The sequence below is a fragment of the Pirellulales bacterium genome, assembly GCA_036499395.1.
GTDB lineage: Bacteria > Planctomycetota > Planctomycetia > Pirellulales > JACPPG01 > JACPPG01.
Map to the genome: position 1 here is coordinate 110,957 of DASYDW010000129.1, position 22,258 is coordinate 133,214.

At 61.4% G+C, this 22,258-nt stretch carries 18 protein-coding genes; 7 read left to right on the top strand and 11 right to left on the bottom strand.

Features of this window, described 5'->3' with window-relative positions:
* Positions 1-3 precede the first annotated feature (3 nt).
* Positions 4-399: a BlaI/MecI/CopY family transcriptional regulator gene (locus VGN12_25915; GenBank protein ID HEY4312914.1), complete on the bottom strand. Its 396-nt coding sequence runs from the start codon at positions 397-399 to the stop codon at positions 4-6.
* A 265-nt stretch (positions 400-664) separates the two neighbouring features.
* Here VGN12_25915 and VGN12_25920 point away from each other — a divergent pair, with 265 nt between their 5' ends.
* Positions 665-1,048 (top strand): BlaI/MecI/CopY family transcriptional regulator, encoded by a 384-nt coding sequence (locus tag VGN12_25920; GenBank protein ID HEY4312915.1) that lies wholly within the window; start codon positions 665-667, stop codon positions 1,046-1,048.
* Complete coding sequence (locus VGN12_25925) at positions 1,045-2,958, top strand: M56 family metallopeptidase (protein ID HEY4312916.1); 1,914 nt, start codon at positions 1,045-1,047, stop codon at positions 2,956-2,958. Before VGN12_25920 ends, VGN12_25925 begins: the two co-directional genes overlap by 4 nt.
* 74 nt (positions 2,959-3,032) lie before the next feature.
* Here VGN12_25925 and VGN12_25930 read toward each other — a convergent pair whose 3' ends face one another.
* The 4 genes from VGN12_25930 to VGN12_25945 all read right to left on the bottom strand — a co-directional run bounded on the left by VGN12_25930 (position 3,033) and on the right by VGN12_25945 (position 8,997).
* Complete coding sequence (locus tag VGN12_25930; protein ID HEY4312917.1) at positions 3,033-4,418, bottom strand: DUF1501 domain-containing protein; 1,386 nt, start codon at positions 4,416-4,418, stop codon at positions 3,033-3,035.
* Between the two features lie 83 nt (positions 4,419-4,501).
* Positions 4,502-5,974, bottom strand: coding sequence for a DUF1501 domain-containing protein (locus VGN12_25935; protein HEY4312918.1), 1,473 nt, complete (start codon positions 5,972-5,974; stop codon positions 4,502-4,504).
* 369 nt (positions 5,975-6,343) lie between these two features.
* Complete coding sequence (locus VGN12_25940) at positions 6,344-6,610, bottom strand: hypothetical protein (GenBank protein ID HEY4312919.1); 267 nt, start codon at positions 6,608-6,610, stop codon at positions 6,344-6,346.
* Positions 6,611-6,792: 182 nt separating this feature from the next.
* A complete protein-coding gene (locus VGN12_25945) occupies positions 6,793-8,997 on the bottom strand; it encodes a hypothetical protein (protein HEY4312920.1) in 2,205 nt (734 codons plus the stop codon).
* A gap of 389 nt (positions 8,998-9,386) precedes the next feature.
* On the opposite strand from VGN12_25945, the gene VGN12_25950 reads away from it, so the two are divergent.
* From VGN12_25950 to VGN12_25960, 3 genes are all read left to right on the top strand, one after another.
* Positions 9,387-12,527: a PSD1 and planctomycete cytochrome C domain-containing protein gene (locus VGN12_25950; protein ID HEY4312921.1), complete on the top strand. Its 3,141-nt coding sequence runs from the start codon at positions 9,387-9,389 to the stop codon at positions 12,525-12,527.
* A 90-nt stretch (positions 12,528-12,617) separates the two neighbouring features.
* Complete coding sequence (locus VGN12_25955) at positions 12,618-14,006, top strand: DUF1501 domain-containing protein (protein ID HEY4312922.1); 1,389 nt, start codon at positions 12,618-12,620, stop codon at positions 14,004-14,006.
* A gap of 223 nt (positions 14,007-14,229) precedes the next feature.
* Complete coding sequence (locus tag VGN12_25960; protein ID HEY4312923.1) at positions 14,230-15,345, top strand: type II secretion system F family protein; 1,116 nt, start codon at positions 14,230-14,232, stop codon at positions 15,343-15,345.
* A 258-nt stretch (positions 15,346-15,603) separates the two neighbouring features.
* Here the strand turns inward: VGN12_25960 and VGN12_25965 are convergent, their stop codons facing one another.
* The 5 genes from VGN12_25965 to VGN12_25985 form a co-directional block, all read right to left on the bottom strand.
* Positions 15,604-16,338, bottom strand: coding sequence for an HD domain-containing protein (locus VGN12_25965; GenBank protein HEY4312924.1), 735 nt, complete (start codon positions 16,336-16,338; stop codon positions 15,604-15,606).
* Positions 16,339-16,848: 510 nt separating this feature from the next.
* On the bottom strand, positions 16,849-17,583 hold the full coding sequence (locus VGN12_25970) for an isoprenylcysteine carboxylmethyltransferase family protein (GenBank protein HEY4312925.1): 735 nt from the start codon (positions 17,581-17,583) through the stop codon (positions 16,849-16,851).
* A gap of 207 nt (positions 17,584-17,790) precedes the next feature.
* Positions 17,791-18,714, bottom strand: coding sequence for a hypothetical protein (locus VGN12_25975; protein HEY4312926.1), 924 nt, complete (start codon positions 18,712-18,714; stop codon positions 17,791-17,793).
* Positions 18,715-18,975: 261 nt separating this feature from the next.
* A complete protein-coding gene (locus tag VGN12_25980) occupies positions 18,976-19,158 on the bottom strand; it encodes a hypothetical protein (GenBank protein HEY4312927.1) in 183 nt (60 codons plus the stop codon).
* A gap of 202 nt (positions 19,159-19,360) precedes the next feature.
* Positions 19,361-19,642 carry a hypothetical protein gene (locus tag VGN12_25985; protein ID HEY4312928.1) on the bottom strand — a complete coding sequence of 94 codons (282 nt, stop codon included), beginning with the start codon at positions 19,640-19,642 and terminating at the stop codon, positions 19,361-19,363.
* A gap of 699 nt (positions 19,643-20,341) precedes the next feature.
* Between VGN12_25985 and VGN12_25990 the strand changes: the two genes are divergently transcribed.
* Both VGN12_25990 and VGN12_25995 read left to right on the top strand, forming a co-directional pair.
* Complete coding sequence (locus tag VGN12_25990; GenBank protein ID HEY4312929.1) at positions 20,342-21,046, top strand: DUF1080 domain-containing protein; 705 nt, start codon at positions 20,342-20,344, stop codon at positions 21,044-21,046.
* A gap of 110 nt (positions 21,047-21,156) precedes the next feature.
* Positions 21,157-21,534 (top strand): DUF423 domain-containing protein, encoded by a 378-nt coding sequence (locus VGN12_25995; GenBank protein ID HEY4312930.1) that lies wholly within the window; start codon positions 21,157-21,159, stop codon positions 21,532-21,534.
* 122 nt (positions 21,535-21,656) lie between these two features.
* Here the strand turns inward: VGN12_25995 and VGN12_26000 are convergent, their stop codons facing one another.
* Positions 21,657-22,232, bottom strand: coding sequence for a sigma-70 family RNA polymerase sigma factor (locus tag VGN12_26000; GenBank protein HEY4312931.1), 576 nt, complete (start codon positions 22,230-22,232; stop codon positions 21,657-21,659).
* Positions 22,233-22,258: the final 26 nt, after the last annotated feature.

The window sequence follows — 22,258 nt, forward strand, 5'->3', positions numbered from 1 at the left end:
GATTTACTTGTTCTGGTTCTCTTGCCGCGCGTTTTCGATCAACGCGGTCATTCGCTGCCACTGCTCGTCGGTCATGTCGGCGGCCGACAGGTCCAACAGTGCCGCCACGGCATCGTCGGGCGAGTTGCCGAAGAACGTGCCCAGCAGTCGGCGCAGGGCGGTACGCTGCGAACGCTCGCGCGACACGGCCGAGCGATATAGATAACGCTTGCCGTCGCGGCGAAACTTCAGCCATCCCTTGTCGACCAGCAGCCCCAGCATCGTGCGCACGGCGGAATAGCTGGGGGGATTGGCCAGATTGGCTCGCACCTCGGTCACGCTGGCTTCGCGCAGGCGCTCGATCGTTTCGATGATCTGCCGTTCGCGTTTGCCCAGTTCCAGCGGTGTTTTATTCGACATGTCGACCCATCCTTAAGTGCCATTCATTTGGCATGTGTCAATCTATTGGCATGTAACGACGAAGTCAAGAGTTTTTCACATCGAAAAAAGTCATCCAAAGCTGCATGTCGACCGCCACGCCTTGGTTGCCACTGTTAGCTCGTCTAGCAGTGTCAGCAAGTCAGCAGCGGCACACGACTATGGTATCGTTTTAAATCTTGACGGCGTTCAAATGAACGCTATGATGACTGTCAATTGAACGCCATTAAGCGAGGGCTATCCGCTTATGTCCAAGCGACCAGAACTGGCCAAGTCGGAACTCGAGATCGCCCGCATCGTGTGGGGCCTGCGGCAGGCCACGGTGCGCCAGGTTCTGGATGCTCTGCCCGAGAATCGTGGGCTCGATTTCAAGACCGTGCAAACGTATTTGCGCCGCCTCGAGGCCAAGGGGTACGTCAAAACCAGCCGTGATGGGCGCAGCAATGTCTACAAACCGATCATCCGGCCGGGCCGGGTCATCGGCGAAGTCGTTGATGACATGCTGAACCGGCTGTTCGATGGCCAGGTTCTGCCGCTCTTTCAGCACATGGTCAACGATCGAGGGTTGTCCAGCGACGAAGTGCGACAGCTTCGCGAGCTTCTCGACCAAATGGAGAAGGAATCGCCATGACCTTTTCTTCAGAGAACTTTGCTCATCTCGCCTGGGCCCACCTTTGGCAAACGACGATCGTGGCGCTCGTGATAGGCCTTATCGTAAGAATCTGCTGCCGGTCTCGGCCGCGGCTGGCCTACGCGCTCTGGATGCTGGTCATCGTCAAATCGCTCGTGCCGCCCGTTTGGAGCAGCCCCGTCGGCATCTTTAGTTGGGCACTGGCCGATCGTGCGGCCGTAACCGATCGTGGAGCACTGACTGACAGCTTGGCAGCGCGAACTCCTCAGCTCATCGAACCGAGCGAGGCTGCAAACAGTCCGCCGCAAGTCTCCGTCGTGGGCGACATTACTTCGCAGGACACACACGACCTTTCTGGCGAGACCATCGCGAAGGAATATCCGGAGCGACCACGTCTTCACGTGATCGTCTTTGCACTTTGGCTGACCGGGTTGCTTCTCGGCGCGGGATACGTACTAGAGAAACGACTTATCGCCGCGCGTCTGATCCACCGCTCGCGCCTTCCCGTGGACGAACGCTTATCGTCGGCCCTGCGCAATCTGTCGCGACAGCTTGGCGTAAAACGGAATGTCCGATTGATCGTGACCTCGAGGCCTATCGGTCCGGCCGCCTTCGGTCTGTTTCGGCCTACAATCCTGCTCCCCGAGGCACTGCTTAACGGTACGCCCCCAGAGCGCGTCGAGCTGGTGCTCGCGCACGAGCTTATCCATATCCGCCGAAGGGACGTTGCGGCCAGCACGGTGCAACTCGTCGCGCAACTCACCTGGTGGTTCAACCCGATCATCTGGTGGGTGAATCAAAAACTCACCCGCGAGCGCGAACGTTGTTGCGACGAAGAACTACTCTCGGGCCTCGGCTGCAAGCCGGCGCTCTATGCGCGCACGCTGTTAAACGTTCTCGAACTGAGCGGACGATTGCGCTCGCTCGTCGCGCAGCCGGGCATGCGAGCCTTGGAAGTCAATTCACAAAGATTGGAGTCCATCATGAAGTATGCACAGATCGATCATCGGTGGACCGTGCGAATCTCGCGAATCTGCTTCCTGGTGGGATTGCTAATGCTCCTTCCGGGAACGGGACTGACTCTGCAGCAGCAACTGCAAGCCAACGACGATCGCGGCGCTGCACCCGCTGCCGCCGACCCGACGCCCGAGCAACAGGTGCAAGGGACGTGGACTGTCGCGCGGTGTGAATTCTCGGGAAAGCCCGACAATGAAATCGTCGACGTGGAACATGCGATCGTCGATGGCAAATGGTTTCGCCCCAACCGTCGGACGTCGATGTACCGGTTGAAATTCGACGCCACCAAAAATCCCATGTGGGTCGATCTGTCGGCCGACCGCTTGGGCGATCGAACCTTGAAAGGGATCTGCGCGCTGGACGGAGATAAACTAACGATCTGTTACTCCTACGACCCGGACCTGGCGCGGCCGACCGAGTTCAAAACCACACCGGACGCCCAGGCCTATCTGTACGTCCTGGAGCGGGTGAAAGTCGGCGCTCCGAAGACCACACGCCGTGTCGAATCTTCGCCATCGATTGCCAGCGCAGTTCCGCAGCCTGATCTAGCAGCAATGCAGGGCAAATGGAGAATCACTCGCTGTGAATTCACCGGCGGGGATTCACGGAGCATTGTCGGCACGGAAGACGAGATCCGCGGCAATAGTTGGCTACGGTCTAAACGCCGCACGGCCGAGTACCGGTTCCACTTCGACGCCAGCCAGAGTCCGATGCTGGTCGATCTCTCGGCGGATCGCTTGGGGGATGAAACGCTCAAAGGCATTTGCTCGCTGGACGGCGACACGCTCAAAATCTGCTATTCGTACAACCCAAGCGCGCCGCGGCCGACGGAATTCAAAACCACGCCGGACGTCAGAGCCTACCTGTACGTGCTGGAGCGGGTGAAAGAGTAGCCCATCACGCGCGGCACGTTTCTGGCATTCCGAGGCGACGCCCGACGCGCTCGCGCACGATATATGAACTCAATCTACAGCAGCCCGCTCACCACGTTGCCAGTCGTCAATGTAAACGGCCGGCCCAGGTGGTCGTGAATCTCGCTGCGTGGATCGATTCCCAGGCAGTGGAACATCGTGGCGTGTATATCGACCGGATCGATCGGCGTGGTCGCGGGGAACGCGGCGATCTTGTCCGAGGCCCCGATCACTTGCCCGCCGCGAATGCCGCCGCCCGCCAGCAGCACCGACTGGCACGATCCCCAGTGATCGCGCCCGGCGTTGGCGTTGATCTTCGGCGTGCGGCCGAACTCTCCCATCACCACGATCAGCGTTTCGTCCAGCGTGCCGCGCGCGGACAGGTCATCCAACAGCGCCGACAGACTGTGGTCGACCATCGGCAGCAGTTCCCCTTGCAACGCTTCGAAGTTTTTTGAATGCGTGTCCCAGCCGTCGCAGACGGTCATTTCATTAAAGTGAATCACGGTCATCGGCACGCCTGCCTCGGACAAACGTCGCGCGAGTAGCATGGCCCGACCGAAGCGATGGTTCCCGTAAGCTTTGCGCAGTTTCGCCGGCTCACCGTCGAGCGAGAACGTGCTGGCCGAATTCCCACTGGCGCCCGATAACACGACCGCCTGATCGCGCAGCTCCAGGTACGACTGGGCCGCGGCCGCGATCGGCCGGCGCGATTCCACCAGCGACAACAGCCGCGCCCGGCGCTCCATACGTTCGGCCGCCACATCGTCGGGCCGATTCAGGGCCGGGACCGCGTCCCCTGCGCCGGGATCACCATCCACACACAAAGGATCGAAGATCGTTCCCAGAAAACCGGCGCCACCGCCACGAAATACCTGTCGGGCCCGCACGAATTCGCCGGATATGCTGCTGCGTGTGGCCAATTGCGGGATCGCCACGTAGCCCGGCAACTGCGCTGCCTGCTTGCGCTGCGCCGCCACCAGCGCGGCCACACACGGAAAATCAGTCCGGTCGGGAGGCCGCACGTCGTTGTCGATCTCGGGCCGTTCGACTTCACGCCCGGTCAGCGTGTAGTAGATCATCGGCGTATGGTTGTGATTGTGATGGCTCACAGAGCGCACAATCGCAAACTGCTTCGAGCGCGCCGCCAGCAGCGGCAAATGCTCGCAGACTTGCAAGCCGGGCGTGGCCGTGTCGATCGCCTGAAACGGTCCACGAATCTCGGCCGGTGCTGCCGGCTTCAGATCCCACATGTCTAGGTGCGAGGGGCCACCCAGTAGATAAACGAAGATGCACGACCGCGCCCGCCCCAGCGACGGCGTTGTCGCTAGTCCGCGCGCCAATTGCGGCGCCATCCCGCTGGCCAGCGCCAGACCCCCGCCCACCCGCAGGAAACTGCGCCGGTTGATCGACGTCGCGAGGGATGGGTGAGGAATCGGCATAGCCAGTCGAACTCAGTCAACTTCGTGGAGACTTCTGGGCCGTCGATATTCACCGCCAAGCATTCGTGACGCGAACGGAACGCCTACGAAAACAAATCCCACACCGGTCCTCCGTCGGCCACGCGCATCGGCCGGTCGAAACGGTCGCGGATTTCGGTTTCGGGTCGCACGCCCAGCGCATGGTAGAGCGTGGCGGCGAAGTCGCCCGCCGTGACGGGCCGATCGGCCGGAAAGGCGCCGATCTTGTCGGACGTCCCGTACGTCTGGCCCCCTTTGATTCCGCCGCCGGCCAACATTGCCGAGAAGACATTGCCGTAATGATCCCGGCCGGCGTCACCGTTGATCTTCGGCGAGCGGCCGAACTCGCCCGTCACGGCCACCAAAGTTTCATCGAGCAGGCCGCGTTCGCCCAGATCGGCCAGGAAGGTCGTCAGCCCACGATCCAAGGGGGGCAGATTGTGATCCTTCAAACGCGGAAAGTTCGGCGTATTACCAACGTGATGGCCATGCGTGTCCCACGCCGCCACGGCCACCTTGTCGACCACGCCATTATTATTGAATGCCTCGGGCTCGGACCGATCGGGCCAATACACAACGGTTGTTCGCACGCCCGACTCGACCAATCGCCGGGCCAGCAGCAGGCTCTGTCCGAACACATTCTGACCGTAGCGTTCGCGCACCGCTTCCGGCTCGCGCTCGACGCGAAATGCTTCCAGGAATTTTGGCGACAGCAGCAGATCGAAGGCGCGCTCGTAGATCGTGGCCAGCTCGCCGAACGAAGCGCTCGCACGCGATGTGGCCAAATCGTCGAGCAATCGCCGCCGCGCTTGCAGCCGGCGCGGATCAACACCGTCGGGCAAGTTCGCCAGCGGCACGTCAAACGTCGGCCGATTCGCCGCGGTACCGGCAGATGGCCCCGTTGCTGCAGCGGCAGATGGTTCGACGCGCCACGGATCGAACGATTGACCCAGGAAGCCGCCATTCTGCCCCGGCACGACGTTGGTGCTCGTAGAAATGTTCCACGGATAGGAAACGAACGGCGTGGTACCGGGGGCCGTCGGTCGCAGCTTGCCGAGCACGGCGCCGAAATTCGGAAAATCATCTTCCCGCGGCGGTACCTCGCCCAAGTTGCGCGGCCGCCGCCCGGTGAGCATCGTATGGCTGGCCGAGCCGTGCGAACTGTCGCCATGTGTTAGCGAGCGGATGATCGCGTACTGGTCGGCACAGCGAGCAAGTTGCGGCAAGTGCTCCGTGATCTCGATGCCCGGCACGTTCGTCGCGATCGGTTGGAACTCGCCGCGAATGCCGGTGGGAGCCGAGGGCTTCATGTCCCACATGTCGATGTGGCTCGGCCCACCGAACAAATAGACCAGCACCAGCGACTTGGCCCGGCCGAAGCTTGCCGCGCCGCCACCGACCGGCGCCGCGAACGCCGCGTCATGCGCCAGTGGCAGCCCACCTGCCAATCCCGCGCCGGCGGCCAACCCCACGCGCAACACATCGCGCCGCGACCACGCGCGTCGAGCGTCCGACGAAGTGCCGCGGATGTAGAGCATTGCCAAGGCCTGCAGGTTGCAGAATCAGGTGGGAACTAGCGTGGCAGGATCGCCCTCATGCTAAAGCTGGCGTTACGCGGCGTCAAATTTGGGGTCGACCGGTACTGGTTTACTTTGAATCTGAGATTTTTCAGGAGCGGTATGGGCCGTTTGGTAGAATCGGGACATGAAGACAGCTTTCGCCGGCACCGTTATTTTCGCAGTCGCCTTAGGCGCTTGTCTAGCGCTTAATGCAGCCTTTTGGCTGCACATGTCGGTCGATATCGGCCTCGCGTTCTTTGCTGCGATATGGCTCGGGTGGAAGCCCAGAATCGGAGGACGCCAACAGTGACCCGCGACCAGTCGGCCGGGTAGCGGGTCAGCTTGACTTCAAGAATCCGGCAACACGCGCCAGCCAAACTTATCCTTAAAATCTCGGAAGCACGTATCGCAAATCCACCACGGACCTTCATCGGTCGTGTAGCCGTGATGAAGGATCTCATGGGTGCTTCCGGGCAGATCATGCTCCAAAAACGTCGCCCAGCAGCCCATGCAATGATCGTGGCTAGGCTGCTTGTAAGCGGCCCGATAGAACGCGATTCCTACCAGATAGTCTCCTAGGAATGAAAGTCGCCAATCGTCAGGGGATTCGGTCATTGCCCTATCGTACCCGGCCGCGTGCCATAAGGAACAATTCTAGAAATCGAATTGACCCATAACCGTCGACCGGCAAGGCGCTATCAGACCCTACACCGCCGGCATCGCTTTTGGTTCACGCGTATTATCTACGTTTCTGCGGTATCGGGCAGGCGCGTCAGCAGGCCTTTCCGCTTCTCCCCTTAGTCGCGCGGATGCAGGTTTGCTTTGCCGTGCAAACGGTCGTACTCGGTTTGCCATTCCGGCTCGTCCAGTAGTTCCCCGGGCGGGCCGTCGATCGCTTGGACGATATCGCCATCGGTCAGCCGAAACACAAGAATCGAATAACCGATCTCGTCGTCGGGCTCGCGCTGCCGCAAGAAGCTGGCCAAACGGCCGAAACGCAGATCCTCGTAAGTCTTGAACATCTCGGTCCACTGATCCTCGGGCTGAAACGAGAACAACTGCTGGCGACCTTCCGTGGTTTTCGACAGCGTGTCGTAAACTTGGACGTTTCGCCGACAGTTCTGCCAGCGTTCTTCGTAGACGCGATTCCAACGCCCCGCGTTAAACAGCATCACGCTATCGAGCATCGTCGCGCTCACCAGGTACGTACCACCGGTCAAGGGGCGAGGACTGTGTGACGGATAGCGCGGCGGGAAGCCCGGCAACTGCTGGGCATGAATGCCGTAATAGGCCGGCGGGGCCGCGCCGTAGAACGCAAAGTACAATCGCTCCGCGGGTTGGCGATCGGCCGGGTGCACCTCGAGCCAGACGCCGACCTCTTTCAGGTCCTGGCTCCAATCCAACGAGCTGTCGATCAGGTGCCTGTAGCCGTTCTGTCTTCCGCCCGCGAGTATGTTGAAGTGCGCCAGATAATGTGGCCAGCACCAAACGCCTTCGACGATCGACGCCGTTAGCGCGACGGCAACCAACAAACGCATGACGGTCACGACCATCCGGCCTGCGCGCTCGTCTGGCGGCAGCGGCGCTGTGCCCTGGGACGCATCGCGTCGACCGGCAGGTGATTGAATCCACCACGCCGCCATGCCGGCGATAATGAACATCGCGGGATACGTCGGCAGCAAATGGCGATGCCCGATATTCAAATGGCTCGTGACAGCGAACAGCCAATAGACGACCAGCAATGCGAGTAGCGGCGTGAGTTCGTAGAGCAGCCCCGGTGAGCCTTGAGTGCCGGTACGACGATCGTCGGGCCGTCTCATCCTGGCCGCGGCGACAGCCAGGCCCAGCATCGCAAAGAGCGATAACGATGTCTTGAACAGAAGGCAATACGGAAAGAAGCCGAACCATCCGTAGAGGCGATATTCGCCATTGAGGAATGCGCTGCGCGCCTCGGAATGGCGGATCACGTGCGCAAATCCAAACAGATATGCCTCGGGAAGTAGATGATATTCGCGCCCGGCATCAATCGCGCGATTGACCGTGGTTGACTTCGTCGCCACATCACTCCACGCCAGCGGCTTGTCGGGCGGATTCCGCCCGGGATTGTTCGTGGAATAGCGAAACCCATACGAAGCCCAGATCGATAGCGCCACGGCAAATACCAAAAGCGGCACCACGCCCAGGAAAACTGCCATTTGCCGCGCGCGGCCGTGAATTTCCCGCCCAGCGGCGCGCCCCACGATCAGCGGCGCGCCCCCCGTAATCCGTACCGCAACCAACAGCAGGCCGATGGGCACGATGATCGGAGCAGAAAATTTCGACAGGAACAGGCCCGATAAGGCACCGCAAGTAGTGACAAGCCCGACGATCGAAAGACGATGTAGTAGTCGCCACAGCGATCCGACCGCGGCGGTAAAGAACAGCGCGCTGGCCATATCCGAAGTGACCAGGAATCCATGGGCGAGCATGGTGGGCGAAAACGTAAACAGCGTCAGGCTGATCAGTCCTGCCAGGGGGCCGAACAGTTGTCTCGACCAGGAGTAGACCAACAGCGCCAGCGCCACGCCGAAGACGCTGGTCATCGCGCGGGCGCGCAGCAGCATGGCATCGGCGTCGTTGCCGGATCGGTAAAGAAAGTCCTCGCCGAATAACCACGTCTCGCGCCATGCCTTCGAGTCTGTCGAAGGAAGCTGGTAACCGGCTAACCAAACCGGCAGAGCACAGAAGCGCTGCGGCCAGTTGCCGTTTTCAGGCTGAATTCGGTAATCGTTCCGCGCCCAATAGCTGACACCGCCGCCCAGGTGGGCCGCCTCGTCACAGGTTTGCGATTTGCGGCACGAGGCGCTCAGCCCGAGCACGAGATAGCAGGCCAGTAACGTTGCTACGGCGACAATCCGGAGCGGTACGCTGATCGCCGACGATCGCTCAGCTGTGCCGCTTGCGCTAACGATCGGCGTGACTCGCGTCGCGAGGGAGATTTTGTGCGAGTCTTCGTGAGCCATAGCGTTGGGTTATTTGTCGACCGAGGCCGGCATGGCAAAGCGGGCAATCGGCTGGTTGACGACGCAACAAGGTAGTCACGAAGATGACGCCGCTCCCGCTCGTTACGAAGCCATTTTCGGGCCGGCCAAGCGCACTGATACAGTATAAGCACGCGATCGATCGCCGAGGGGGGCGAGCGGCGCCGGACAGGATCGGCAACCCTACGAATGCCACGACATCTCCTCCATTCGCGGCATTCGTCTAAATCGTGGTTTCTCCGTGCATTTCCGTGGGGCTGCGCCAGCATGCGGGCGACCCGTCCCGCTGGGTTTTTTTGCCCCGCGCCCGGCATTACACTGGATGACGCGGCTCCTGCCTCGATCGATCCTTCCCCGCCCCAGGTCTTCTCATGCGGTTGTTCGGTCTCCGCGTTGGTTTTGTCGTGCCGGTGGTGTTCGCGGTCGCGGCTTCGTTCGCGCATGCCGCCGAGACCGCTCCTGACTTTGGTCGCGACATTCGGCCGATCCTGGTACAGCACTGCGCGAAGTGTCACGGCGCCGAAAAGCAGCTTTCCGGCTATCGCCTCGACGTTCGCGCCCGTGCGTTGGCCGGCGGCGAGTCTGGCGAAGCGGCGATCGCGCCCGGTAAGCCAGACGAGAGCCCGCTGCTGTCGCGCATCACCAGCGACGACAAAGACGTCCGCATGCCGCCCGAAGGGGAACGTCTCAACCCGCACGAGGTCAAACTCGTTCGTGCCTGGGTCATGGCCGGCGCTCTTTGGCCTGATGAGCTGGCCGGCGAAGAAAAAGCAAAGACGACGCATTGGGCCTTCATCGCCCCGGTTCTCCCCGCAGTGCCCGAGATCCAGAACGCAGCGGCCGCGCACAACACGATCGATCGGTTCATCGTCGCCCGGCTCGATGCCGAGCGGCTGGCGCTTTCCCCCGCAGCCGATCGCACGACGCTCTTGCGCCGGCTGTCACTCGACCTGGTCGGCCTACCGCCGACGGTGGCCGAAGTCGATACCTTTCTGTCCGACACCAGCGAAGGAGCTTACGAGCGGGCAGTCGAACGATTGCTCGCCTCACCCCATTACGGCGAGCGTTGGGGCAGGCACTGGCTCGATGGCGCCCGCTATGCCGACAGCGACGGCTATGAGAAAGACAAGCCGCGGCAAGCATATTTCTATCGCGATTGGGTTACCTCCGCGCTGAATCGCGACCTGCCGTACGACCAATTCGTCATCGAGCAGATCGCCGGTGACCTGCTGCCCGACGCCACGCAGGATCAGATCGTGGCCACCGGTTTCCTGCGCAACTCGATGACCAACGAGGAAGGGGGCATCGATCCCGAGCAGTTCCGCATGGAAGCCATGTTCGATCGTATGGACGCCATCGGCAAAAGCATGCTCGGCCTGACGATCCAATGCGCCCAGTGCCACAACCACAAGTTCGATCCGCTGACGCAAGAAGACTATTACCGCGTCTTCGCATTGTTGAATGACGCGCACGAGGCGAACATCGCGGTCTACACGCCGGACGAGCAAATGCGTCGCGCGGATCTGCTGGCCGAGATCGGCCGCATCGAAGGCGGTTTGAAAGAACGTTCGCCCGACTGGCTCGAACGTATGACGCAATGGGAAGCGACGGTGCGCGACAACCAGCCCGAGTGGATCGTCGTCCGCCCCGACGTCGACACCAGCGGTGGCGAGAAGCACTTGCCGCAAGAGGACGGATCGATCCTGGCCGCGGGCTACGCGCCCACGAAGCACACGGTGCAAATGACGATTCGCACCGACGTCACGCCGATCAATGCCTTCCGGCTGGAATTGCTCACGGATCCGAATCTGCCCCTATCCGGTCCCGGCCGATCGATCCTGGGCACGGCTGCACTATCCGAGTTCGCCGTCGAGGCGGTTTCCACCACCACGCCTGACAAGCGCGAGAAGGTGAAATTCAAAACCGCCACGGCTGATGTCAATCCGGCCGAAGCTCCGCTGCCCGGAATCTACGACGATCGATCGAAGAATAAGCGGACGACAGGCGGCATCGCCTTCGCCATCGACGCCAATAACGACACCGCCTGGTGTACCGACAACGGACCCGGCCGGCGCAATCAACCGCGCAAAGCCGTATTCACCGCCGAGCAGCCGATTACGAATGAGGGGGGCACGATCCTCAACGTGTCGCTCGTCGAGAATCACGGCGGCTGGAACAGCGACGACAATCAGAATTACAACCTGGGCCGCTTCCGCTTCTCGGTCACTGCGGCTGCAGACGTCGCGGCTGATCCGCTGCCAGCCGCGGTGCGCGATCTTTTGCGCGTGCCGCCGGCCGAGCGCTCTCCGCGTCAAGTCGCCGCGCTGTTCAGCTACTGGCGTACCACGGTGCCAGAGTCGCAAGAGGCGAACTCACAAATCGAAACGCTGTGGCAGACTCATCCGGCCGGATCTTCGCAATTGGCGCTGTTGCCGCGCAGCGAGCCACGCGAGACGCACCTTTTGAAGCGTGGCGATTTCCTCAAGCCTGATCGCACGGTCACGCCCGGCGTGCCCGCGTTCCTGCACCCGATGGAAGACGCAAAGCCGACGCGGCTGTCGTTCGCCCGCTGGCTGGCGGATCGTCGTTCGCCGACCACGGCCCGGTCGCTGGTGAATCGCGTGTGGCAAGCCTACTTCGGCACCGGACTGGTCGCGACCAGCGAAGACCTAGGCACGCAGAGCGAAGCCCCGTCGCATCCGGCATTATTGGACTGGTTGGCCGTCGACTTCATGGAACACGGTTGGAGCCTGAAGCAACTGCATCGTCAGATCGTCACGTCGGCCACTTATCAACAATCGTCACGCGTCGCGCCGGATCTGCTCACTCGCGATCCGTACAACCGCCTGCTCGCCCGCGGGCCGCGCTTGCGCGTCGAGGCCGAGGTGGTGCGCGACGTCGCGCTCTCGGCCAGCGGGCTGCTGGACGCGCGTATCGGCGGGCCGAGCGTCTTTCCGCCGCTTCCCGAATTCATGCTGCTGCCGCCGGTCAGCTACGGTCCGAAGACGTGGCCCACGTCGTCGGGCGGAGATCGCTATCGCCGCGCTCTCTACACCTTCCGCTACCGCTCGCTTCCTTATCCAGTGCTGCAAACGTTTGACGGACCCAACGGTGACTTCTCTTGCGTCCGCCGCGTCCGTTCGAACACGCCGCTGCAAGCGCTCGTCGGCTTGAACGAGCCAGTCGCCGTCGAATGCGCGCAAGCCCTCGCGCGGCGCACGTTGAAAGAAGCAAAGCCCTCGGATGCCGCGCGCCTGGAATACGCGTTCCGCCTGTGCGTGGCCCGTCCGCCGTCGGCGGAAGAATTGGCCGAGCTCGCGCGGTTCTACGTCGCGCAAAAAGAGCGCGTGGCGGCCGGCTGGCTGAACGCCCGACAGATTATCGGCCTGCCCGAGAGCGAGATTGTGACTCCCGAAAGCGTCCCCGGCGGAGCGACGCCGACCGAATTGGCCGCCTGGACGGCCGTCTCGCGCGTGCTCTTGAACCTGGACGAAACGATCACCAAAGAATAAACGAGTGCCATCAACAAGGACCACGTTGTGAAAGACGGCAACAAATCTGACCAAGCGATCGCCGCGCGCCTCGTCGCCCGCCGCTGGTTCATGCGCGATTGCGGCATCGGCCTAGGCACGATGGCGCTCGCTCACTTGCTGGGAGGCGATTCATCATCCGGGGCGGCCACCGCCTCGTCGGCCGCGGCGACCGACCCGCTGTCGCCCCGCGCGCCGCATCATCCGGCCAAGGCTAAACGTGTCATCTTCCTGTTCATGGCCGGCGCGCCCAGCCATTTGGAACTGTTCGACAACAAGCCTGAGCTGGCGAAGTTCGACGGCCAGTTGCCGCCGGCTGAGTTGATCAAGAACTATCGAGCCGCGTTCATCAATCCGAACTCAAAGCTGCTCGGCCCGCGCTTCAAGTTCGCGCGGCACGGTCGCTGCGGCGCCGAGATCGGCGAACTGCTGCCTCACCTGGCCGGCATCGCCGACGATATCACCATCGTGAAATCGCTGGTGACCGATGCGTTCAATCATGCGCCAGGCCAGATCATGATGAACACCGGCAGCCAGCAATTCGGCCGGCCGAGCATGGGGGCCTGGACGCTGTACGGTCTGGGGGCCGAATCGCAGAACCTGCCCGGCTTCGTCGTGATGAACTCGGGCAAGAAGGGGCCCAGCGGCGGCAATTCGAATTGGGGATCGGGCTTTCTTCCCACCGTCTATCAAGGCGTGGCCTTCCGCACCAGCGGCGAACCGGTCTTGTATTTGTCGAATCCGCCGGGCGTCGATCGGCAGATGCAGCGCGAATCGCTCGATACGCTGGCGAATCTGAATCGTCGCCGACTCGATGCGATCGGCGATCCCGAAATCGCTACGCGTATTAATTCGTTCGAAATGGCCTATCGCATGCAGGCCAGCGCGCCCGAGCTGATGGAACTCGGACAGGAATCGGCCGAAACGCTGGCCATGTACGGGGCCGAGCCGGGCAAGCCGTCGTTCGCCAACAACTGCCTGCTCGCGCGGCGCATGATCGAGCGCGGCGTTCGCTACGTGCAACTGTTCCACGAGGCGTGGGATCAACACGGCAATCTGAAAGCCGACTTGCAAAAGAATTGCAAAGACACCGATCAGGCTTGTGCGGCCCTGGTGGCCGATCTCAAGCAGCGCGGCCTGCTCGAAGACACGATCGTCATCTGGGGTGGCGAGTTCGGCCGCACGCCGATGGTGCAGGGAGGAGACGACGGGCGCGACCATCATCCGAATGCCTTTACCATGTGGCTGGCCGGCGGCGGCTTCAAGCCGGGCGCCACGATCGGCGCCACCGACGACCTGGGCTTTAACGCCGTCGAGGACGTCATCCACGTACACGACCTGCATGCCACAATCCTGCACCAGTTGGGCTTTGACCACACGCGCCTGACGTATCGCTTCCAAGGCCGCGACTTCCGCCTGACCGACGTACACGGTCGCGTGGTCGAAAAGCTGCTGGCGTAAGAACGCCTCAATCAGAACCACCAAGATTTTGATCCGCAGATTTCACAGATTACGCAGATGAAAAATCTGGGGAAACTACGCGTTTTCAAATCTGCGTCCATCTGCGTAATCTGCGGACCATCCCCCTGGATCGCTACCCACACCGCTCGAAGCGAATTCCAGGCGGCCCCAGCATCCGGCAGCGAAAATCCTCGACAAGCGCCGGCCGCTGGGATAGCTTGAATTGTCGTTCGTCCACGTGGCGGCCAAGGGGTACGCCGCGCGGTCCAGAACCGAGGCACACTTCGCCATGATCGAACTCTTTTCGCCGCGCATTGGGCTGCGCGATCTGGCCCAGCTCAGCCGTCGCATGTCGATCGCGCTGTCCAGTGGTATCGAGGTGCGACGCGTCGTCGAGCGCGAGGTTGCCGCGACCCGGCGTCCCCTGTTGCGCGCGAAGCTCTCCGAGATCAACGACGCCGTCGCCGCCGGCGATACGATGGCCGAAGGCTTTGCCCGCACCGGTAATTATTTTCCTTCGCTGGTACACGAGATCATCCGCATCGGCGAACACACGGGGCATCTGGCCGAAGTGTTTCGCCATCTGGCCGAGCATTACGAAGAGCGCTTGCGGCTGCGCCGTTCGTTCGTGTCGAGCGTCACGATGCCCTGCATCGAGTTGGGCATCTCGCTGGTTATCATCGGCATCATGATCATCGTCTCGGGCATGCTCGGCGCCCGGAACGGCTCGCAGCGCGTCGATATCTTGGGGCTGGGGCTCGTCGGCGAGGAAGGTTTCGTCATCTACTGCCTGATCCTGGGGAGTATCGCCGGCGGAGGCATCTTCCTCTACCAGGCCATGCGGCGTGGGGTCGCTTGGACCGAGCCGGTGCAAAAAGCCGTGCTCTCCATCCCCGGCATTGGCGGACCGCTGCGCACCATCGCGCTGGCGAACATGGCCTGGACCATGGAACTGACGATGGAGGCTGGCGTCGAGGTGATGCGCGCCATGAAGCTCAGCCTGGCCAGCACCAGGAACGTTTTCTATACGAGCCACACGGCGGATGTCGTGAACACGATTCGCGCCGGACACGAAGTACATGAGGCGCTGAGCAATACCGGCGCGTTCCCCTTCGAGTTTCTAGCCTCGGTCGAAGTCGGCGAACGCAGCGGGCGGCTGCCCGAGGCCATGAAAAACCTGGCCCACGAGTATCACGAGCGGGCTCGTCACGCCGTAAAAACGCTGACCACGCTGGCCGGCTGGGCCGTGTGGGGCATCGTGGCGATCATCATCATCTGCATGATCTTCCGTGCCTTCTCGTCCTACATCAATATGATCAACGAAGCAGTAAAAATGTGACGCGGAATAGTCGGCCTTCGTTAGTCGGCAGATGGCAGTGGTAGTTGAACAGCAGGCAGGTGAAACCAGCCCGAAGCGCCAGCGAGGGTCTTTTGCATCGACCCTTAGGGTGTGTCCGCGACACACCATCTTCGAATACCTGCGGCCGAGAACGCCCCTCGCTCGCGCTTCTGGCTAGTGTGTTAACCCCACAATTTAATCAACACTGCTGCGCAAGCCGTCGGCAGTGGCACGCCCGTGCGTGTGGCGAGGCAGCCTTTACTCTTTGTCGCAATCGGCCGCGAGTTCGCGGACGTAGTCGAGCGCATCTTCGACGTCGCTGGTGGGTACGCCCACCTGCCGGCCGGCGCGATCGCATTGACTTAGCAGCATCAATTCGTCGAAGCTCTCGGACTCCTCCAGCCGGCGCCGCGAGCGCACTCCCAGCGTACCATCGCGCAGGGCCGACGCCTCGGAATGATGTTCGATCAGCCAGGCGGTGCGTGGCGTTATGTGGCCGTCGAGTGCTTCGAGCGCGGCCGCGATGTGATCCTGCGGATCGATCCCCTTGCCGACATCGTGCAGTAGCGCCGCCAGCAAAAACTCTTCGTCGTAGGGAAGCTCGTCGCGGGCCAGATCGAATACCTGCAAGCTGTGGTACAGTGCGTCCCCCTCGGGATGGTAAAGCGGCTTCTGCATCACCTTCTCGAGCGGCGCGAGCAGCCCGCGATAGACCACGAAGCGATCTGGCACGAGCAGTTCTTCGGGCGGGCTGGGGAGCGTGTATTCAACATCGTCAGAAGTGCGGCCGGTTTCCAACTGCGACAGCCGGGCGAGGGCCTCGATCTGCTCGTGAATCTCGCGCCGGCTGGGCATCTCGTGCGGCGGCACCGGATCGGTCGACAGCAGCCGCGCGGCCTTAAGGCGGGCGCGATAAAACTCGGATTCCTGGCGGCGATACAACAGTCGCGCAGCTTCCCACGCAATGCGCTGCCGCAATCGGTCGTTGACCATCAGAGAGGTGGGCGTCGCAGCGGCGAACGCCGATGTTGGCGAGAGGTGGAGGGCACAAAAAGGCCACACCTCAAGTATACGCAGCCTGCCCGCGAAGCGGCAACCTTGCGGGGCGGTTGGTGCCGGCTTAACGTTTAGTCAAAGGCCAGCGCTTTTTCAATTGAACGCCGAATGACCGTCACTCGTTCCAACCGTCGCCCAAGGTTTCAGTTCGGGCTCGGAACAGCGCTCGTCGTCACCGCGTTGGCGGCAGTGGCGTCAATGATTGCTAGTACTCTAAACCCGATATTCTTTCTTGTGGGCTTTGCGATCGCGGCAGTCGCGCTAGTATTCGTTGGCTTCGGGCTTCTTGCATGGTTTGCGTGGCTGATCACCCCAAACGACCCTCCATTGGACGAGCCCCCGACGCCACGATCGTAAACATGATCGGCGACGTGGTGATCTGGTCATACATCAATCTTGACCACCGGCGCATGAAAAAGCCGGCAGGGTTGTTTCGCCCTAGGGCAGTTACCGCCCTTCGACTTCCAGCAATCGGGTCTGACGCTTCAGCGTGCGCAGTACGAAGTACAGCACCACGCCGACCAGGCAGATCAATTGCCATGCCGGGTCGAGCGCCACGCGCCCTTCGACGACCAGGTGCTCACTGAGCCCCAGCAGGGCGAACGTGAGGATCACGCCCATCATGCCCGAGTACTCGCGCTTCAGCACGTTGCGGACGGAGAACGGCAGCGACGGACGGCGAAAGTTCTTGAAGCTCGGCAGGAAGGCCGGCGTATTGGCGGCCCATTTGACATAACTCTCGCCGAATTTGCGCCGCAGGAATTCCTCTTCGGCGAACATGATGCGTTCGTAGTAGATCCAGAAGATCAACGACACGATCGCGACCAGCCACCACAGTTCGCTGTACATCGTGACGCCCAGCCACATCAGGAAATTTCCCAAGTACAGCGGGTGACGCACCGTGGAGTAAATGCCCGAGTGATTCAACTCGTCGGCACGCTGCCCGTTGGTGTTGCGACCGGACGTGCCGGCCGGAGTAAAGCCGATCGTCAAGATGCGCACACCCAGCCCGGCCAGCGAGACGGCGAAGCAGACCAGCGTCCACCACAAGGGCGGTACGAATCCCGTGACGCGATTTTCCCACAAGCCCACGGCCAGGACCGGTACCAGCGCCAACGGTAGATAGCTGCGCCAACAGAAGAGCCAATTTCCGACGCTTTCGAATTCTTCCCGTAGCGGCATGAGTGCCATCCTTTGCGGTGTCGTCACCGGGGCCATGCGCGCGCCCGGGCCGTTTGATGATTCAGCAATGCTGGGCCAGCGCCTGCGCGCGGCGGCGAATCATACCGACAACACGCCAGACACCCCAAGGGCAGAATCGAGGCCGCTAGCACGGCGGAAGTCGATCGTCTCTAAAAAGGCGGCCATTGCCGCCTTTCCGTCCGAGACCTACAGCCCGCGATCGCTGGCAAACGTGATGCGCGAGCCGTCCGGGGACCATGTCGCGTCCGAGTTGAATTTCCCTTGCTGGCCCGGGATCTCGCGCGGACCCTCGGTCCCTTCGACCGCGATCAGGTTCAATCGCGACGCCCCTTGGTCATCTTTGACCCACAACAAAATCTGCTTGCCGTCAGGGCTCCAGGCGGGCTGCCAACCGATGTTCCCCGTCCAGCGCACAGCGAACGACTCCTTTGCACCGTTAGGATCGAGGATGCCAAGCTCCGCTTCCTTGTTGTGCATGCCGATGAAGGCCAGCTTGCTGCCGTCGGGTGACCATGTCGCGCCGACCAAGCGATCGTATTTATCGAACAGCAATCGCCGCCGTGACTTCGCGCCGTGCAGAAACAACGTGGGCGAACCTTCGTAATTATCGCTGACGGCCACCGCGCTACCATCCGGCGACCAGCGTGCTCGCTCGCCGTCGCAGAACCAGCGGCGCTGCGTGCCGTCGGCCTTCATCGTCCACACGCCCGTTTTCAGTCCCGCCGCATTGTTCGATTTCATGTCGAAGATCAGCGTTTTCCCATCTCGCGACCAGGCCGGGCAACTCCCCAATCCCAGATCCTTCGGCTCGGCCTGCGGATCGGCGATGCTCGTGACGAAGATGTGCGTCGGCGCGCCGCCGAATACTTCCGACGACCCGTCGAAAGCGATAGTCTTGCCATCGGGCGAGTAGCTGGGCGAACCGTTCCAGACCGTGCCCGGAACGCGCGGCAATTGCTGCACATCCGATCCGTCGACCTTCATCGTAAAGACGCTTGCCCCTTCTTGAGCACGCGCGTCGCTGGCGGCGAGCGCCGTCATTACAGTCGTGAAGCAGATCAGGCCCGAGATGGCAAAGTGAAACCGTCGATCCGCGCTTGCAGAATTCATGACGACCTCGCGCTCGAGTTCCGTGGAATTGAACTGTCGCAGGCACCTTCGCAGCGGCCGATCGGGCCGGAGCTGTCCCGCGCAGGCTCGATTATCACACGGCGCGAGATGGTCGTCGAGAAACTTCCGCGCGATGCAACCGCAAAGTCTGTAGCCGAGGTCTTCGACCCCGGGGCGCTGCGATAAAGTCCCGGCCTCGAAGAGGCCAGCTACAGAAGACACGACGCAGACTCTTAGCTCCGCCGTACTTCTGCCGACGATTCAACCGCCGGCGCCCCCTTCGCAGCAGGTTTCGCAGACGGTGTGGCACCGCGAGCAGATCAACTTGGCCCGCTGCTCGACCAGATGCCCGCCACAGACCGGGCAAGCCGGCCGGCGCGCACACGACTTGTCTTCATCCGCCGAGGGACGCCCCATCGCCTCATTTCCGAATTCGTCCAACATATAGAAAACCACAAGTCACACGAAAAGAGCAGAGACGGCACGACCGTCGAAGTATGCCCTGTTTGGTCAAACAATCTACGTCAATTGTACGCCGCCGTAGTGAGTCAGTCCGAGGTTGTCGAACCGGTCGCGGGTCATGGGGTTAGTCGTAATACTTGGGCATTTTATCGGGTGGTAGCTGTCTAACGACTTCGGACTCCTTTTAGGCGCCCCTGACGCGTGCTAACTCCTCTTTGGTTGCGTCATGCGGCAGGCCGACGGTGTCAAAAGTCTTATCACCAAGCCATCTTCGCCAAATCGGAATCGTTTCTCTGAACTCGTATTCAACCTCGGCAGAGATCGGAATAACGCCCGGCGTGCTGGCCGACAAATGCTTGATTTGCGCTAGGTATTCAGAGGCAACGCGAAAATGGCCGCCGCGCGCCTCATTTCCTTCCGAAGTGACTGCCGGTGCCGGATGAAATTCAGTTCCCAGCCGAGCCAAGCAGAAAACACGGTCAGCGCGACAAATAGCCCCCTCAACGAGACCCGGAACCAAGACCATCGAGGGAGAAACTTGCCCATGCTCAGATTCTACCGTGCGGAGCCGAAAAGCGCGCGGCCGGTTCGTCCATCAGAGTGAAGCACTACCTCCCAACAAGCCGTCAAGAGTACCAGACGCCCGTACTGCCCTCGCCGGCTGGAACTGTTGACGCGCTCCCTGCATGGTTAGAATCAACCTACCGTCCAGGCGTCGGTGAAGACGATGTTTATCCACTATTTTCTAGGTATATGTGCTGCGTTTGGTGCCGTTCTGGCGGTCGGACTCCTAATCCGAGCGTATTGGTATCGGCGCGTCGGATATCCGACGACGCCCGCATTTCTGAAGAAGGTGCGGTTTTCCTACGACATCGATACCATCTATCGGACCATTGAGCCTTCGATCCGTGGTGTATTTCTCGTCAAGCAGCGCGATAACGATACACTTGTCATCGAAAGGACTTTCGAGAATCCTCGCTGCGTCATGACAATAGACTTCTTTCGATCGCCGACTTCTTCGCACAATCGGATCGTCGTGACATGCCACGACCGACCATCGCTGAACTGGGACAGTACCAGGAGCACACGGTATGGTCCCAAGACGGTTAAAAACAAAACGCCATGAAATAGGCGTCCCTAAACCATCTAACAGTCGAGGAACATCGTGATCGATAATTCTCATTGGGCACTCCGTCTGACTTTCGTGTGCGGATTGATTGGCTTTCTCGGATCACCGTCTGCCGCCGCCGATAACATGCTCACCGAGCAAGAGGAGAAAGACGGCTGGCAATTGCTGTTCGATGGCCATACCGGCTGGAAGACCAGCACGCTCGCCGCGAGCAAAACGCCCGTCCAAGACGGCACGCTCAACCCGCACGGCAGCGGCGGTTACATGATCATCCACGATCAGCCGTGGGAGAATTTTCGGCTCGCGCTCGATTTCAAGTTGAGCAAAGGCTGCAATAGCGGCATCTTCATTCGCACGTTTCCGCTCGAGCCACGCCCGGGTAAGGACGTCGGGTTTAATGGTCTCGAGGTTGCACTCGACGATACCGCGACCGCCGGTTTCACCGACACCGGCGCGATCTACGACCTGGTCAAGCCGGCCCGCAATGCGATGCGGCCGATCGGCGAGTGGAATCACATCGAGATCACGTGCAACAAGAATCTGATCGACGTCGTGATTAACGGCGAGCAGGTCACGCACATGGATCTGGATCTGTTCACGCAGCCGAACCTGCGACCCGACGGCACGCCCCACAAGTTCGATATCGCCTACAAGAATCACCCGCGGCGCGGCTACATCGGCCTCCAAGACCACGGGTCGAACTGCTGGTATAAAAACATCAAGCTGAAAGTGCTCGACTGAGCGCTCCTCGCCTCGGACGGGCCGCCGCGAGCGCTGTCAGCACGCCTTGCCCGCGACGTGATTAATTGACTGCACACTATTGATCGTTTGCACCAATCGGAGTGAACACGTTGTCTCCTCGCACCTGGATCATCGTCGGCGCCGTGATGGGCGCCTTGGCCGTGGGTACCGGCGCTTTTGGTGCACACGGCTTGAAGGACCGCCTGCAAGAGTCAGGTACCTTCGATACTTACGAAACCGCGGTCCGGTATCAGATGTATCACGCGCTCGCGCTCGTACTGGTCGGCCTCATCGGATTGCAATTTAGCGCGCCGGCGCTGAACATCGCGGGCCTGTGCTTCACGGCCGGCATTGTGATTTTTTCCGGTCTGCTGTACGGAATAGCTTTGGGCGGGCCGAAGATCCTGGGCGCGATCGTGCCGATCGGCGGTCTGGGCTTCATCGCCGGCTGGATTGCCCTGGCCGTTGCGGCGCTCGCCAAAAAATAGCCCGGCGCGACTCGACCTCGTTGGCCGATTCGTCCGGGCTTCTTCGCAGGGGGGGCTGCGTCCGCCGTGATGGCGGATATTAGATATTAGTAGCCGCCTGTTGCGACGGCTTATCGATATTTTCAGGCCGGCGCCAGCTCTTCCAGCTCGCGCGCCAACCGCTTCCGTGCCACGTGCAATCGTCGCTTGATCGTGCCGACCGGCGAGCCGAACTCGTCGCTCATTTCGATCAACGACTGCCCGCGCACGTAGAACGCTTCCAATGTCTCGCGATCCATCCGCCGCAACCGGCCCAGGCCGGCCCGCACCTGGCTGGCCTGCTCGCGATCGAGCGCCACGGCCAACGGCGTGCGCCGTTCGACACAATTGGCCTCGAGCATCTCGCGATCGGTGGGCACAACCGGGCCGGCACGCAGCGACCGATTGATCGCCATCCGCGTCGTGATCTGCCGCAACCAGCCGCCGAAGCACTCCGGCTCGCGCAGTTGCACGATTTTCCGCATGGCCTGGACGAAAACCTCTTGGGTCAACTCCTGCGCCTCGGCATGATTGCGCAACCGTCGCAGCGCGACGCCGTAGACGGATTGCTGGAACCGCTCGACCAATTGACCGAACGCTTCTCGGTTGCCTCGTTGGGCAGAGCGGACTTGGGCCGCTAACAGCACTTTTTCTTGACTGGACTCGGTCAGAACGATCATGGCTCTCTCCGTGAAAACCGTGCTGC